Here is a 14,962-nt window from a genome sequence, read left to right on the forward strand (position 1 = left end):
TTTTCCGGGTCCGTGACCTTAGAAAGAGGCTCCGTGTCGCCCGTGTGGTAGAAGTAATTCATCGACGCAAAGAAGTACGCCAAGAACGCGTACAAGCCGGCGCGGTCGTAGTTATCCATTCCGGGCTGCTGAATAGGGTACGGCACGTTCTGCGCCGCCTGCGCCTCGGTGGCAGGGCTGAAGCGCCCCTTACGCTCAAACGCCGTATAAACCAGCGGTCCGGAGGAAGGCCCCAAGGTACGGAGCTCATCGTACTTCTCCGTGGGTTCCAGGCGCACAAATTCCTGGTCACGCTTCTTATCGGCCTGGGACTCCGAGCCTGTCCCGTTGAGCAGTTGAGTGCCCCAGCCAAACGCTATCGCGACGAGGGCGGCGCCGGCGAACACGCCAGCTCGTATAAACTTGGCGCGAGAAATCATAGACCTCATGAGCGCTCGTTGCTCGTTGTATCCGGGTCCGCCGTATCCGGGTCCACCAAAGTTATTCGTCATGTTGCTCTCCCCTCCCCTAGCTCAAACTATTTTCTGGGATGAATTGGACGGGCCTCCACTCATTCGTGAATTGCGTGCGTAGAGTCCCGTGTATTGCGCCGTCTCGAATCAGGCCGCGCGTATCAAAATCGGTGATGGGGTACACTTGGTTTGTGTCTTTGCGGTACACCTGAACTTCGGGAAGAATATCGAACCGCACGTTCCATTCCACAATTTTTAGCGTCTCGTCGATGAGGCGCGGTTGCCCTTCCAGCAGGTTCATGGTCAGAATCTGGGGGTTAGGGGTAATGACCCAGCCTTTACCTTCTTCGTAGAGGTCCTGAATGGTGGGGAAGAACATTTCTTCGCTGATATTGTCCATCCTCAGAACTGCCGGTTCCGAGGCGAGAATCATGTAGTTTTGGCAGGCGTAGTAGTAGCCCAGGTAGGGGCGCAGGTTCCTCGCCGCATAGTGCCTCGGCCTGTACCTCACCCCCGGCGCCGGCGCCGAGTAGGCGGGGTGGTCCCGGTTTGCGGGCGTGTAGGGCCCGATCACGCAGTCGGCTACATACGGGTATGTTCCGGTGTAGTCTTTTTCGTCAAAGAGCGCTTGAGTGTCTATGGGCATTCTTTCCCTCCTTGGATTCCATATTTATGAGTTACCGTTTTCACGAGCTGCCGAGGTGGTTCTGGGTTGCTCGGGCGGCGGTTGGGCTTATTGGCTGGGCTTCTTCGCTCGCCTGTATTCGCTTGTCTGTATTTACTTGCCTGTATTTGTTTGCCTGTGGAGGTGCGTGCGCTCCCCCGCAACCGTCTTGAGATTGCAGGTTTGGAATTCTCTACATTTCCAGTCTAGTAAAGCCGCTCCTCAGCCTCCCCGATACAGGCGGCGAATCCAGGGAATCCACAGCATATAGCCAGGAAACAGCCCCGCCCCCTGCCTGCACAGGATTATCCGGGCATGCAGAAAACCCCGCCGGAACGGTACCAAAATACCGCCCCGACGGGGGTTCCTACACTAAAACCGTGTACTAAATCTGTGCACCCAGATTAGGCGCCCAGTGCCTCCAGGCCGGGCAGGGTCTTACCCTCAATGTACTCGAGGGAAGCGCCACCACCGGTGGAGATGTGGCCGAACTGCTCATCCTTGAAGCCCAGGTTACGGACTGCAGAAGCAGAGTCGCCACCACCAATGATGGAGAATGCGTCAGACTCGACGATAGCCTGTGCCACCGCGCGGGTACCCTCAGCGAAGGGAGCAATCTCGAACACGCCAACGGGGCCGTTCCAGAAGATGGTCTTTGCAGCCTTAATCTTCTCAGCGAAGATTTCGCGGGTCTTGGGGCCAATGTCCAGACCCTCAGCCTCTGCACCCAGCTTGCCGCCGGTCAGATCCTCAATGGGACGGATCTCGGTGTTAGCGTCAGCGGAGAACGCGTCAGACCAAACAACGTCCACTGCGGTGATAATCTCGGTGCCCTTCTCGGGAGCTTCCTTCAGGTAACGCAGAACGTTCTCGACCTGGTCCTTCTCCAGCAGAGACTGGCCAACCTCGTAGCCCTGTGCGTATGCGAAGGTGTAGCCCATACCGCCACCAATGAGGATGGTGTCAGCCTTACCGATCAGGTTGTCAATCACGGCGAGCTTATCGGAAACCTTAGCGCCACCCATGACCACAACGAAGGGACGCTCGGGGTCGTTCAGGGTCTTAGCCAGAACGTCAACTTCCTTCTTCACCAGGTCACCCAGGTACGCGGGCAGGCGCTTAGCAACGTCGTAGACGGAAGCGTGCTTGCGGTGAACCGCACCGAATGCGTCGTTCACGTATGCGCCGTTCTCGCCGGTCAGTGCGACCAGCTCGTCAGCGAATTCGCCGCGCTCTGCGTCATCCTTGGAGGTCTCGCGTGCGTCGTAGCGGACGTTCTCAACAACCAGAACTTCGCCGTCAGCCAGGGCTGCTGCCTTAGCCTTTGCGTCCTCGCCTACCAGGTCGGTTGCAACCTTCACGGGCACGGATGCCAGCTCAGCCAAGCGTGCAGCTGCCGGTGCGATGGAGTACTGGGGGTCAACCTTGCCCTTGGGGCGGCCCAGGTGTGCGGTCACGATAACGCGTGCGCCAGCCTTGGCAAGCTTCTCAATGACGGGCAGGGATGCGCGGACGCGGCCGTCGTCGGTGACAACGCCGTCCTTCAGGGGTACGTTCAGGTCGGAACGGACGAGAACGTGGCGGCCTGCGACGCCTTCTTCGAGCAGTTCGGACAGTGCCTTAGCCATAGGAATTCCTCCTGGATAGGTGGGTTTATATACCGTTTCCATCATACCGAATACTAGGGTGTTTGACAGCCTAAAAAATAGCTTTTACATGGTGTTTTTCCGCAGAATATCGCGGATATTGGCACTCTCTAAAACCTATTTTCTTACGGTATTTTTGACTCAAAAAGAGCGACGGAAAATAGTATGTTTATACGTTTTTCAGTGATTTATTCAAGGCCCTTACAAAAGAGTCTTGGTACAGCAAACCCCGACTCCCCCGCTTGATGCGGTGGTGCCGGGGTTCACTATGCGTTAGTTACGCTGGGTGACGCTTACACTCGGTGAGCGTCGTAAGCCTATTGGGGCTTAGAGGGATGCCACAACCTTGTTGGTGAACATCACGAGGCGCGAAACGTAGCCGTACTCGTTGTCGTACCAAGCGATAACCTTCACCTGATCGCCGATGACCTTGGTCAGCGGTGCGTCGAAGACGGTGGAGACGGGCTCACCCTCGATGTCCTTGGAGACGATGGGGTCCTCGTTGTACTTGATGATGCCCTTCAGGGGGCCCTCAGCTGCTGCCTTGACTGCTGCGTTGACTTCCTCAACGGTGACCTCGCGCTCAGCGGTGAAGGTCAGGTCGGTGATGGAGCCGGTGATGGTGGGAACGCGGACTGCGAAGCCGTCCAGCTTACCCTTCAGCTCGGGCAGAACCAGGCCAACAGCTGCTGCTGCACCGGTGGAGGTGGGGACCATGTTCACAGCTGCTGCGCGTGCACGGCGCAGGTCGCGGTGGGGAGCATCCTGCAGACGCTGGTCAGCGGTGTATGCGTGGATGGTGGTCATCAGACCCTGCTTGATGCCGAATGCGTCGTTCAGAACCTTAGCCATCGGAGCGAGGCAGTTGGTGGTGCAGGATGCGTTGGAGACGATGTGGTGGTTAGCTGCATCGTACTGGTCGTCATTCACGCCCATGACGAAGGTGCCGTCGATGTTCTTACCGGGAGCGGAGAGGATAACCTTCTTAGCGCCAGCCTCGATGTGTGCCTTTGCCTTGCTGCCTTCGGTGAAGAAACCGGTGGACTCGAGGACTACGTCAACGCCCAGGTCCTTCCAGGGGAGGTTCTGGGGGTCGCGCTCAGCGAGAATCTTGATTTCCTTGCCGTCAACAACCAGTGCGCCTTCCTTGACCTCAACCTCTGCGTTGAAGCGACCCATGATGGAGTCGTACTTGAGCAGGTGTGCCAGGGTCTCAACATCGGTGAGGTCGTTGATTGCGACGATCTCGAAGCCGACGCCCTCGGTCTGAGCTGCGCGGAAGAAGGTGCGGCCGATGCGGCCGAAGCCGTTGATTGCTACGCGTACGGTCACTGGAGTATCTCCTTGTCAGTGCGTTGGTGGCGGTGTACGAATCCGATGCCTTGTAGGCTCTGGTTTGTCGGATTCGTCCGTGCTCTATGTTGCCCGGTTCGTTCCGCCGTTGTTGGTAACAATCCTACCTTAGTTTGTGTGTGTTTTGGTGTGTTCCATCAAGAAATTTTTGTGAGTTGTGCCATAAAAATCGGCAAAAACCCGTTGTTTTCTGTTGTTTTACGTTGTGTTCGCCCCTAGAAAATGTTGCGATACGGTCAGGGCAACATAAACACACACGAAACACACATTTGCTAAAAACCGCGCCATATCAAGGCAAAATCTGAGGGTAAAAAATACCCTTTCACCTGCGAATGGGTTTCAATGACACCCGATACGCTCGCACACGGTGCAAATTCTCACCCAAAAACAGACGACCCCAAAGTAAGACACACCACAGCCTTAAAGAGGGCTAAATACGCTCCCGATGTACAAATTTGCGCATATTTCGTGTCGCATTTCGTGTCGCCCGCGGCGCATCATACGAAAACACCGCACAAGAACACTGCACGAGTGCACTCGCAGACACACAACACGGGGTCAGCATGGGCACATCGGAAGGCGGCTAGTGCACGATCCTAATAAACGACCAGCGCCACAGCACCCAAACCCGAATGAGCCGACAGCACCGGCGGTAACGCACTCACCAAAAACTCCGGCGCCGAAGAGTCGGCAGCATCATGAACGAGGGAGCTCTCCCCCAGCATCTGCTGAACCTGCTCATACAGCTGCACCGCCTGCGCCGCGTTGCCCACATGATGTACCGCAACCACCTCACCGCGCGGGGTCGCAGTAAGAGAAGAGTTAGCAGGGGCGGCGGCAACAGAGCTTGCGGAGGCAGAGTTGAGCGCCGCCGCATGCTGATGCTCACGGCAGGTCTGCACGGTCACCTCCACCAGGCGCTCCAGGGCGCGCGCCGCAGTGCGGGGGCGCTCCACATACGCCAGCTTACCCTCGGTAATCGTGCCAATCGGCTTAATCTGGAACATCTGCCCCACCATCGCCAACGCCGGGGAAACGCGACCACCGCGGCGCAAGGCATCCAGGGTCGGGATATAAAAGTAGAGCGTGGACTGCTCGCAGACCGACTGAATGTAGTCCACCAGCTGCGCCGCAGTCGGATAGTCAGAGCTCGGGTGGTCAGGGCTCGGAACAAAATCAGAGGAAGCAGAGTTCAGCACCTCCAGGGCACGCACCACCGCGTGTCCGTATGCACCCGCGACCGTGCGGCTATCCACCACGCTCACACCCTTAGAACCCAGGCGGCTCAGGCGGGCACCGGTGCGCGCCGCCTCCACCGTACCCGAGAGCTCACCGGACAGATGCACCGACACCACATGCGTAAAACCTCGCGATGCCAACTCGTCATACACATCAGCAAACACGCCCGGCGCGGGCCCGGAAGTGCTCACCGTCTGACCCATCACGTGCGCAAGCATAATCGCCTCATCCACCTCGGCGGCGGTCAAATCCTGCAGCTGACGATCCGGCTCACCGGGCGTGCGAATAGTCACCGGCATCGGAACCATCACGAAATTGCCGCGAGCGCTCAGGCGCTGCACGAGCTCCGGGTCGAGGGCGGCGGCGCTATCGGTCACCACGGCAATGCGGTTCTCTGCTTTGTTCTCTCGCTCCATATTCCGGCCCTTCTTCCGGTTCGTCAGTGCGTGATTCGATGACGAACCCTCTCCTAGCGTTCCCTGAACATTATGGCACTCATCACTACCGCAGTACAGCAAAGCCCCGCCGCGCCTCCGGCACGTTCCGCAGAACGAACCGAAGCCACAGCGGGGCTTGTACTTTATCTAAGAAACTTCCTTTATCTAAAAAGCTTAGATCACGATGTTCACGAGCTTAGGCGCACGCACAATCACCTTGCGGATCTCGGCGTCACCAATCGAACGCTGAACAGCGGCATCGGCCAGAGCCAGCTCCTGAAGCTCCTGCTCGGAAATATCCTTCGCAACCTCCAGACGAGCCTTGACCTTGCCCTTAATCTGCACGATAGCGGTGACGGTGTCATCCACCAGCAGAGCCGGGTCAACCTCGGGGAAGCCCGCGGTCAGAACCGGGGTGTCGTGGCCGAGAGCGTGCCACATGTCCTCAGCGGTGTAAGGTGCGTACAGAGACAGCAGAATAGCGACAGTCTCAGCAGCCTTACGGACAGCCGGGTCAGCCGCACCAGCACCGGAGTCAATAGCCTTACGGGTAGCGTTCACAAGCTCCATGGTCTTAGCAACAACCACGTTGAACTTGCCATTATCCAGCAGGCCCTGAACCTCGTGCACGGTGCGAGCAATCAGCTTCTGCAGCTCCAGGTCACCGGTGGTTGCGTCAACGCCGGGTTCGCTGGTGACGTCCTGAGCCACACGCCATGCGCGAGCCAGGAACTTCTGCGAACCGGACGGGGAAACATCCGCCCAGTCCACGTCATCCTCGGGCGGGGACGCGAAAATCATGGTGGTGCGGATAGCGTCCACACCGAACTTGTCGAGCTGCTCACCCAGGTTCACGCCGTTACCCAGCGACTTGGACATCGCCTTACCGCCGTTGAGCACCTGACCCTGGTTCATGAGCGCCTTGAACGGCTCATCGTGCTTGATCAGACCCAGGTCGCGAACAACCTTGGTGAAGAAGCGTGCGTACAGCAGGTGCAGAATAGCGTGCTCCACACCGCCAACGTACATGTCGACGGCACCCCACTCGCTCATAGCCTGCGGGTCGAAGGGGCCCTCATCGAAGTTCGGGGAAACGTAACGCAGGAAGTACCAGGAGGAATCCACGAAGGTGTCCATGGTGTCCGAGTCACGGCGAGCCTGCTTACCACACTCGGGGCAAGGCACAATCGCCCAGTCATCGGCAGCTGCAAGAGGCGACTGGCCCTTAGGAGCCAGCTGCTCACCGCGCAGGTTATCGGGCAGCAGCACCGGCAGCTGATCCTCAGGAACCAGAACCTCGCCACAATCCTCACAGTGAATCACGGGGATGGGGGTACCCCAGAAACGCTGGCGGGACAGCAGCCAGTCACGCAGACGGTAAATGACCTTACCCTCACCGGTGCCGGCAGCCTCAACCAGCTCAATAGCCTTAGCGAGCGCCTCAGCCTTCGGCAGGCCGGTCAGCTCACCGGAATTGATGAGCACGCCGTCACCAGCTGCGGCAACACCGCTGGTAGCCGGGTCCTCAGCGCCCTCAACGTCCAGGACCTTCACGATGGGCAGGTCGAACTTCAGGGCGAACTCAAGGTCGCGCTGGTCGTGCGCGGGCACAGCCATAATCGCGCCGGTACCGTAATCGGCGAGCACGTAGTCAGAAGCCCAGACGGGCAGCTTCGCGCCGGTCAGCGGGTTAATCGCGTAGCGGCCGGTGAACACGCCGGTCTTCTCGCGGTCAGAGGACTGGCGGTCAATATCGCTCAGTGCCTTAATATCTTCGCGGTACTGCTCCAGGGCAGCCTTGTGCTCGGGTGCCACGATATGCTCGGCGAACGCCGCATCCGCAGCAACCACGATGAAGGTTGCGCCGTACAGGGTGTCCGGGCGGGTGGTGAACACGGTGAAGGACTCAGCAGCCTGGTCCTCGGTCGCCTCAATCTCGAAGCGCACCTCAGCACCCTCAGAACGACCAATCCAGTTGCGCTGCATGAGCAGAACACGGTCGGGCCACTTGCCCTCCAGCTGCTCCATGTCGTCCAGCAGCTGCTGTGCGTAATCAGTGATCTTGAAGTACCACTGGTTCAGCGACTTCTTAGTCACGGTAGTACCGCAACGCTCACACGCACCGTTCACAACCTGCTCGTTCGCAAGCACGGTCTGATCCTTGGGGCACCAGTTGACCATGGAGTCCTTACGGTACGCCAGGCCCTTCTTGTAGAACTGCTCGAACAGCCACTGAGTCCACTTGTAGTACTCGGGGTCCGAGGTGTGCAGGCGGCGGCTCCAGTCAGCGGCAATAGCGTAACGCTTGAAGGACTCAGCCTGAGTCTCAATGTTCTTGTACGTCCACTCCTTGGGGTGAGTGTCGTTCTTAATGGCTGCGTTCTCAGCGGGCAGGCCGAAGGAGTCCCAGCCAATCGGGTGCAGAACATCGTAGCCGCACTGCTTGAAGTAGCGGGCGTTCATGTCACCAATAGCGAATGCCTCCGCGTGACCCATGTGAAGGTCACCGGAGGGGTACGGGAACATATCCAGCACATACTTGCGGCCCTTGGGGGCGTCACCGGTGGGCTGGAAAACCTTCGTTTCGTCCCAGTAGGGGCGCCACTTGGCTTCCATAGCGCGGAAGTCGTACGCATTTTCGTTGCGTTCGGTCTCTACCTGAGCAGACACAGCGATTCCTTAAATAAAGACAGGTTGATAAAAACTTAACCCTCCAAGTGTAACGCGAAACCCGCACCGCGCCAGAGTTGAGGCCGCCTCGACTACCAAATGGACGGCACCACCCACCCGACCACCCGGCCAGACACCGATGCGTCAGGCAGGTTTCAGAGCCCTTTCAGGCTTCTCCCCTAGAATTAAGAACGGGACTTTGCCGTCCCAGTACCCAACCCCCGAAAGGTACCCATGACCTCCACCGTTACCCCGGACTCCCCCAACACCTCAGTTCTTGAGGGTGTGCCCGGCCCGCTCATTCCCGGCACCCGCCACGACACCCTCATCGGTGACGGTGCGCAGGTGGTCATGACCCGCTACTGGCAGTACGGCAAAGGCATGAACGACGGCACCTTCCCTGAAGGCTCCTACCCCGTGCTGCTCGTGCACGGCTTCCGCGGCGACCACCACGGCCTGGAAATCATCGCGAACTACCTGCTGAAGCTCATCCCGAACGTCAGCATCATCAGCCCCGACCTGCCCGGCTTTGGCCGCTCCGCAGACCTGCCCGAAAACACTCAGGGCAAAGACGCTCAGGGTGCAGACAACATCAACGCGTACGTGGCGTGGCTAAACGACTTTGTGAAGCACACTAACCCCGCCCGCGAGGATGCACAGCCCCTACCGCTGCACCTGGTCGGCCACTCCTTCGGTTCCATCGTCACCAGCGCCTTCGCCGCCGCACACCCGAACTCGCTCGCGCTCCTCTCGCTCATCAACCCGATTAGCGAGCCCGCCCTCGAAGGCAGCCAGCGCGTCGCCTCCCGCCTCGCCTCCCTTTACTACCGCGCCGGCGCGGCACTACCCGAAAAAATCGGCTACCCGCTCCTGCGTTCGCAGCTGATTACCCGCGCCTCCAGCGAAGTCATGATGCGCACCAAAGACAAGGCAATGCGCCGCTTCATCAACGGCCAGCACGCCGCCTACTTCGGCTCCTTCGGCTCCCGCCGCGGAGTGCTCAGCGCCTACGAAGCGTCCATTACGCACACCGCCGCCGAATACGCCGCCGCCATCCGGGTACCCGTGCAAATGCTCGTTGCCGAAGACGACGACCTGGGCACCCCCGAAACGGCTCGCGCCATGTACGCGACGCTGACCTCCCGCAATCTACCCGCGTCTTCGTCCGGCGCCCGCGAGCGCCTGGACATGATCCCTGAAGTCGGGCACCTCATCCACTACGAAACCCCGCATCTGGCCGCGGAACTCATCGCCGATTTCGCCGCCGAACGCTAAGGGAACGAGAAGTAAGGAACCAACATGAAACTCATGGTTGACGCCCGATACACCCGTATCGGCTTCCACGACGGCATCAGCCGCTACACCGCCTCCCTGCTGGGCGCACTCAAAACCCTCATCGACACCGGTGACGAAGCTGCCGCCGACCTCGACCTGACCATGATCATTAGCGACGAGCGTCAGCTGGACATGCTGCCGGATTTGCCGCACGTGAAGATCTGCTCGCCCACCGGCCCGCTCGAACCGACCGCCGCCCTGCAGTTGAACAAGTACGCGCCGGACGTGGTGTTCTCCCCCATGCAAACCATCGGCTCCACCGGACGCAAATTCAAGCTGATTCTCACCCTGCACGACCTGATCTATTACTCGCACCCGACCCCGCCCGGGTTCCTGCCCGCACCGGTGCGCGTGGGCTGGCGACTCTTCCACAAGACCTACACCCCGCAGCGCTTCCTGCTCAATCACGGCGACGCGGTCGTGACGGTTTCTGAGTCGACCGCCTCACTGATTCGTGAGCACGAGCTGACCACCAAGCCGCTGTTCGTGGTGCCCAACGCCCCGCAGCCCGGCAGCGTCGTATCCCGCCAGACCGCGCTGGAACGCGCCACCACCCGCGAAGAGCAGCCCGTCAAGCACCTGGTGTACATGGGTTCGTTCATGCCGTATAAGAACGTGGAAACCCTGCTGCTGGCGATGCGTTCCCTGCCGGATTACCGCCTGCACCTGCTGTCGAAGATGCCGCCGCAGCGTCTGGTGCAACTCACCGACGAGCGCCTCATCGGTGAGAACGTGGAGGTGCACAACGGCGTGAGCGACGAGGAGTACCAGCAGCTGCTCCGCCAGGCGCACGCCCTGGTGACTGCCTCCCGCGAGGAGGGTTACGGCCTGCCCGTGGTCGAGGCTCAGGCTGCCGGTTGCCCCGCGGTGATTAGTGACATCCCGATTTTCCGTGAGATTGCGCCGCACGCCGTGTTCGCGCCGGTTGACGGTGCCCCGGAGGCGCACGCCGCCGATTGGGTGAAGGCAATCCGTTCCCTGGAGGACACCGCCGTTCGCGAGCGCGTGATCATTGACGGCCTGTCGGATGTGCGCCGCTACTCCTGGCGCGACTCGGCACTCAAACTGCTGGAGGTCGTGCGCGGGCTCTAGAGCCTGCGTTGGGCAAAGAAATGCCGCCGTACTCCCCCGGTTCTCGGGAGGGTGCGGCGGCATTCTCGTATTCAATTCATGGTTGCCGGTAGGTGCGTACGGCTTACGGCAATGATGTACAGCGGCGGTTCGCTACACACTTCCTCCGCGCCGACGCAGGGAACCCGCCCTCGCAGAGCTCGGGCACCCTGAGGGCGCATCCGGAAGGTGCAGCCTCACCGCATCGCACCGGAGCAGAGATCCTTAGACCGCAGTAAAGCTACCGGTACGAGCTGCTTCCTTCGCAGCCAGCTCATCCGCGTGACCGTACGCGTAGAAAATCTTCGCGTCATCCAGCTCAGCAAATCGAGCCAGGTAGCGGCACACCGCGCCACGCTGAGCCTTCGTCATCGAGGACAGCAGAACAGGGTCCGGGTGGGTAATACCGTTGTCGCGGCTCGGTGCCGAACTACCGAACTCGGGCTCGTAATCAGAGGTGATATTGGTGAAACTCATCGGTGAGTACCTTTCCTTAGGGCGTTTCTTAGGGCAGCGCCGCAACAATGCAGACGCTACCGGAGGCAACACCGCGAAAAGAACCTACGGAGATCATCGGAAGTCTCTTCGCAGTAGTGGTTGTGATACCTCTAAACTACCCAAGAGCTAATCAATGTTCAAGAACCATCAGGGAACGCCCCCATAGTGGACATGTTCCCGGTTGTCAGGAAGAAATCAGGGGCACCATAGCGGCATGCGACCGCCGAGTTCACCACCGAGCTAAAACCCACCCGAAAGCCAGAGTGAAAGCCAGTGTGAAAGCCAGCCCGAAAAGCAGAAATGCTGCCGCACTCACACAGAGTGCAGCAGCATTTCTAAAAACTAACGATGCAGGCTACGCCATAGTTGCGTAGAGACCGCGCTCGGCATCCTTACGAGCTAGCTCATAAGCGTGACCGTACGCGTAGAAAATCTTTGCGTCATCCAGCTCAGCGAAGCGCGCCAAGTAGCGGTAAACAGCTCCTCGTTCTGCGCTGGTCATGTCGGAAAGCAACACGGGGTCCGGGTGCATGACGCCGTAATTGTGTACAGAAGCAGACCCGCCGCATGCAGGTTCGTATGCGGGGGTGATCATAGTCTGAGTCACCAGTATTCATCTTTCGTTGGTGCGCACGGTTGTGAAGCGTGCGCGAAGTTGAGTGATAGATACTGCCAACACCACCTCGACAAGCGCCGAAATAGTATCCGCAGTGCTGAATATATTACCGTGGATACGGAGACTACGCCAATTAGAATCAGCCAAACCCCAACAAATCTTAGGTGCACACGAATGCATAAAAATTCTGGGGTGCCCTTCCAACGGCACCGCCTAAGCACCCTAAACTACAGCGCTCTGCCCTGCTTTACTCTCCTGCTTTTTCTCCCCTGCGAGGTTATGTTCCTCTGCATCCTCAGCGTCTTCATCCTCACCGTCAAGACCCAGAAGAGCCGTCACCATCGGCAAAGGATTGAACTCGCTCAGCTGACCCGTGCGGTCCACCTTGCGCATCATGAACGCACGCTGCAAACGCCGCTGAGTCCACGGCGAAAGCACCATCATCAGCAGCGCCTCCACCACAAAAATGCCGACCAGAATCCACAGCAGCAGATCCGAAGAACCCGCCTGCTCACGCAGCTGCTGAGCATCCGCCACCAGACGGTCAAAACCCTCCGAATGTAGGTGCGACGTATCAAGTCCCGTCAACGCGGACAGGCTCACCGGCGACGCCACATTCAGTAGCACCGACAGCATCAGCAGAAGCACCGCATACAGCCCGTAATGCATGGTGCGCATCCACTTCTTCACGCGCGCAAAACCGCGGTTCAGTTCCGCACCAATATCGGTGAAAGCCGCCGCTTTCTGCGCCTGCTCACCCGCCGGCATCATGTGCGGCACCAGACGGTGCGCAAGCATCAACGGCACCGGCGAGCACGCATCAAAATACTGCATGTGACTATTCACCGACGGGCCCGGCAGGGTCACAAAGCTGACGTCTACATCGGCGGGCTGAGTAATATTCGACCTACCAATACTGTCACCACGAGCGGAAATCTCGCACCGGTCAGCCACATCAAGATCCTGCAGCATCGGCGCGTAGGCGCGCACATACAGGTGGCAGGCGCTACGCACCGACATCATGAGCACCAGAATCAGCGCGCCCCAAAACGCCACGGAGGCGGCGGTCAGCTCAGGGACCGCGCCCTCAACACGCAACTGAGCCAGCAGCAGCATGAACACCGCGTACAGCATGAAAACGCCGTGCACGAAGAGCAACGGAATCAGCCATTTCACGTAGGCGCGTGTGCCGTACGGGTTGACCAGGCGCGCATCCGCCAGACGCACATCAGCCGGACTCTTTGCGGAGGGAGTTTCGGAGGCGCTGTCCCGGGCACTCTTGCGGCCAATACGCGCCCTACCCTTGAAGGTACCCGGCACGCTCACAACCAGCGGCACCACACTCAACGCCAGGGGTACCAGCATCGCATAGTGCAGTAGCGAACGGTACGGGCCAAACAGCAGGGACGCCTCCACCAGCCAGGAGAACGCCGCGACCGCGCTCACCCACAGCAGCATGGAGCGGTTACGGTAGCCGCCCGCAGCATCCAGGTGCCCCGGAATGTCGTTGCGGTCACTAGCGATAATGCTAATCGGGACCACGCCACTACCCAGGCCGTAGAAGAAACGAATCGGCTTCTTACCCGCCGCTGCACGACGGCGCAGAAGCTCATAGCTCAAATAGCCGCCCTGCGAATGGGCAATAATACCCACCGCGTCGCTACGGGAACTCAAATCGTCCAGCTGACGATCCAGACGCGCATAAATACGCTCCAAATCGCGCGAGTCCGGGCTGGTCGCCGTCTGAATCAGCTGAGTCGAAATAGCCTTCATCAGCTCCCACAGTTCGCGGGCACGACGAGCCAAAACCCAGCCCACAATACCCAGGCCGAGTGCCGCCGCCAGACCCGTAAATGCACCCTGCGGAGTACCCAGAGACGCCACAAAAGCATCACGGAACGTCATGAGCGCCATAGCCGCCAACACCAGCCACAGCGCCACGTTCACGAATCGAGCAGTAGAACGTAACAGGTGCCCGGCACGCTCACGCCAGGTCGCGCCGGGGCGCTCATAGTAGAAGCAGAACATCAAAAACAGCGGCAAAACCGACGCCAGCCAGGGCAAATGCTCCTTCAACGGGCGGTAATGCCGGGGCCGCCAGAAGCCCTCCTGAAAAAGGAGGCTGCGGCGAGCGACCGTGTGAACTGGGCGCGGCTTCGGCTGAGGCAGGCGCGGCAGCTCAAGATTAGGCAGCTCGATATTCGGGAAATCGATGTTTGGGAGCTCTACCTTGGGAAGCTCAATTTTCGGCAGATCAATCTTAGGCAGTTCCACCTTGGGTAACTCCACTTTGGGCAGCTCTACCTTGGGCAGCTCTACCTTCGGAAGTTCAACTTTCGGCAGACTGATTCTTGTAGATTCTTTGGGCTCGGAGGCTTCGGCGAGTTCTTCCTGCGCGGAGTTCTCCTCAATCTGCGGGCTTTCCTCAACCGGGTCGGCTGGGTACTCCGTGCGCTCAATTGTCAACGAATACGTCAACTCGCTGTGGTGGCTCAGCGGGTTCACCTCAGCGGCAGGCGGGAGGGTATCACCGTCAGGAATCACCTCAACACGAACCCGCGCAGAAGCCTCCGCGGCGGAGTTCTCTTCGGAGAGCGCGACAGAATCTGTGTTCAGCGCCAGCAGAGTCTGCACACTATGCGCCACAGGCTTGCCAAAATACGCGAGCGTCTCGCCGTGATTCTGGTAGCCGATACCGTGAACCAGCAGCACCGCCGCATCATGGTGCTGGCCCTTGCGGTGCAGGGCACTCTTCGGGTGCGCAGAAGCATACTTCGTCAGCCGCTGCTGCTCACCGTCAGGCAGCGCACTACCCTTCAGCAGATGAGGCACCTTCGACACGCCTCTCACCTCCTCGCCTCTGCGCACAACGCGCTCGCAAACCCGCGTGCTCAACGCCCAACCCGGGGCAAAAACCGCCCCTCACTAGAACACTACAGCAC

Annotated in this window: 11 protein-coding genes; 2 read left to right on the plus strand and 9 right to left on the minus strand. The window is 59.4% G+C overall.

Features of this window, described 5'->3' with window-relative positions:
• The 6 genes from HMPREF2894_RS04555 to leuS form a co-directional block, all read right to left on the minus strand.
• On the minus strand, positions 1-491 hold a 491-nt coding region (locus HMPREF2894_RS04555), incomplete at its 3' end, for a DUF6318 family protein (RefSeq protein ID WP_246827015.1).
• Positions 492-507: 16 nt separating this feature from the next.
• Complete coding sequence (locus HMPREF2894_RS04560) at positions 508-1,098, minus strand: DUF6318 family protein (protein ID WP_070678006.1); 591 nt, start codon at positions 1,096-1,098, stop codon at positions 508-510.
• A 422-nt stretch (positions 1,099-1,520) separates the two neighbouring features.
• Entirely contained in the window at positions 1,521-2,744 is a 1,224-nt protein-coding gene (pgk, locus tag HMPREF2894_RS04565) for a phosphoglycerate kinase (RefSeq protein WP_070678009.1), read from the minus strand.
• Between the two features lie 345 nt (positions 2,745-3,089).
• Positions 3,090-4,094, minus strand: coding sequence for a type I glyceraldehyde-3-phosphate dehydrogenase (gap, locus tag HMPREF2894_RS04570; protein WP_070678010.1), 1,005 nt, complete (start codon positions 4,092-4,094; stop codon positions 3,090-3,092).
• A 617-nt stretch (positions 4,095-4,711) separates the two neighbouring features.
• Positions 4,712-5,770: a DegV family protein gene (locus HMPREF2894_RS04575; protein ID WP_070678011.1), complete on the minus strand. Its 1,059-nt coding sequence runs from the start codon at positions 5,768-5,770 to the stop codon at positions 4,712-4,714.
• Positions 5,771-5,965: 195 nt separating this feature from the next.
• Positions 5,966-8,467, minus strand: a complete 2,502-nt coding sequence (gene leuS / locus HMPREF2894_RS04580; RefSeq protein ID WP_371325809.1) for a leucine--tRNA ligase — start codon at positions 8,465-8,467, stop codon at positions 5,966-5,968.
• A gap of 228 nt (positions 8,468-8,695) precedes the next feature.
• On the opposite strand from leuS, the gene HMPREF2894_RS04585 reads away from it, so the two are divergent.
• Together HMPREF2894_RS04585 and HMPREF2894_RS04590 are read left to right on the plus strand one after the other, a co-directional pair.
• Positions 8,696-9,736: an alpha/beta fold hydrolase gene (locus HMPREF2894_RS04585; RefSeq protein ID WP_070678015.1), complete on the plus strand. Its 1,041-nt coding sequence runs from the start codon at positions 8,696-8,698 to the stop codon at positions 9,734-9,736.
• Positions 9,737-9,760: 24 nt separating this feature from the next.
• Positions 9,761-10,888: a glycosyltransferase family 4 protein gene (locus HMPREF2894_RS04590; RefSeq protein ID WP_005509133.1), complete on the plus strand. Its 1,128-nt coding sequence runs from the start codon at positions 9,761-9,763 to the stop codon at positions 10,886-10,888.
• 243 nt (positions 10,889-11,131) lie between these two features.
• On the opposite strand, the gene HMPREF2894_RS04595 is transcribed toward HMPREF2894_RS04590, so the two are convergent.
• The 3 genes from HMPREF2894_RS04595 to HMPREF2894_RS04605 all read right to left on the minus strand — a co-directional run bounded on the left by HMPREF2894_RS04595 (position 11,132) and on the right by HMPREF2894_RS04605 (position 14,861).
• Positions 11,132-11,383: a DNA mismatch repair protein gene (locus HMPREF2894_RS04595; protein ID WP_070592960.1), complete on the minus strand. Its 252-nt coding sequence runs from the start codon at positions 11,381-11,383 to the stop codon at positions 11,132-11,134.
• Between the two features lie 376 nt (positions 11,384-11,759).
• Positions 11,760-12,011 (minus strand): hypothetical protein, encoded by a 252-nt coding sequence (locus tag HMPREF2894_RS04600; RefSeq protein WP_044143859.1) that lies wholly within the window; start codon positions 12,009-12,011, stop codon positions 11,760-11,762.
• 231 nt (positions 12,012-12,242) lie between these two features.
• Positions 12,243-14,861: a lipase family protein gene (locus tag HMPREF2894_RS04605; RefSeq protein WP_246827016.1), complete on the minus strand. Its 2,619-nt coding sequence runs from the start codon at positions 14,859-14,861 to the stop codon at positions 12,243-12,245.
• Between the last annotated feature and the right edge of the window lie 101 nt (positions 14,862-14,962).

Source organism: Rothia sp. HMSC066G02 (assembly GCF_001813145.1).
GTDB lineage: Bacteria > Actinomycetota > Actinomycetes > Actinomycetales > Micrococcaceae > Rothia.

Excerpts from the sequence above, each read along its gene's own strand:
- HMPREF2894_RS04560 (WP_070678006.1), bottom strand. The coding sequence starts at position 1,098 with ATGCCCATAGACACTCAAGCGCTCTTTGACGAAAAAGACTACACCGGA.
- pgk (WP_070678009.1), bottom strand. The coding sequence starts at position 2,744 with ATGGCTAAGGCACTGTCCGAACTGCTCGAAGAAGGCGTCGCAGGCCGC.
- HMPREF2894_RS04575 (WP_070678011.1), bottom strand. The coding sequence starts at position 5,770 with ATGGAGCGAGAGAACAAAGCAGAGAACCGCATTGCCGTGGTGACCGAT.
- HMPREF2894_RS04585 (WP_070678015.1), top strand. The coding sequence starts at position 8,696 with ATGACCTCCACCGTTACCCCGGACTCCCCCAACACCTCAGTTCTTGAG.
- HMPREF2894_RS04590 (WP_005509133.1), top strand. The coding sequence starts at position 9,761 with ATGAAACTCATGGTTGACGCCCGATACACCCGTATCGGCTTCCACGAC.
- HMPREF2894_RS04595 (WP_070592960.1), bottom strand. The coding sequence starts at position 11,383 with ATGAGTTTCACCAATATCACCTCTGATTACGAGCCCGAGTTCGGTAGT.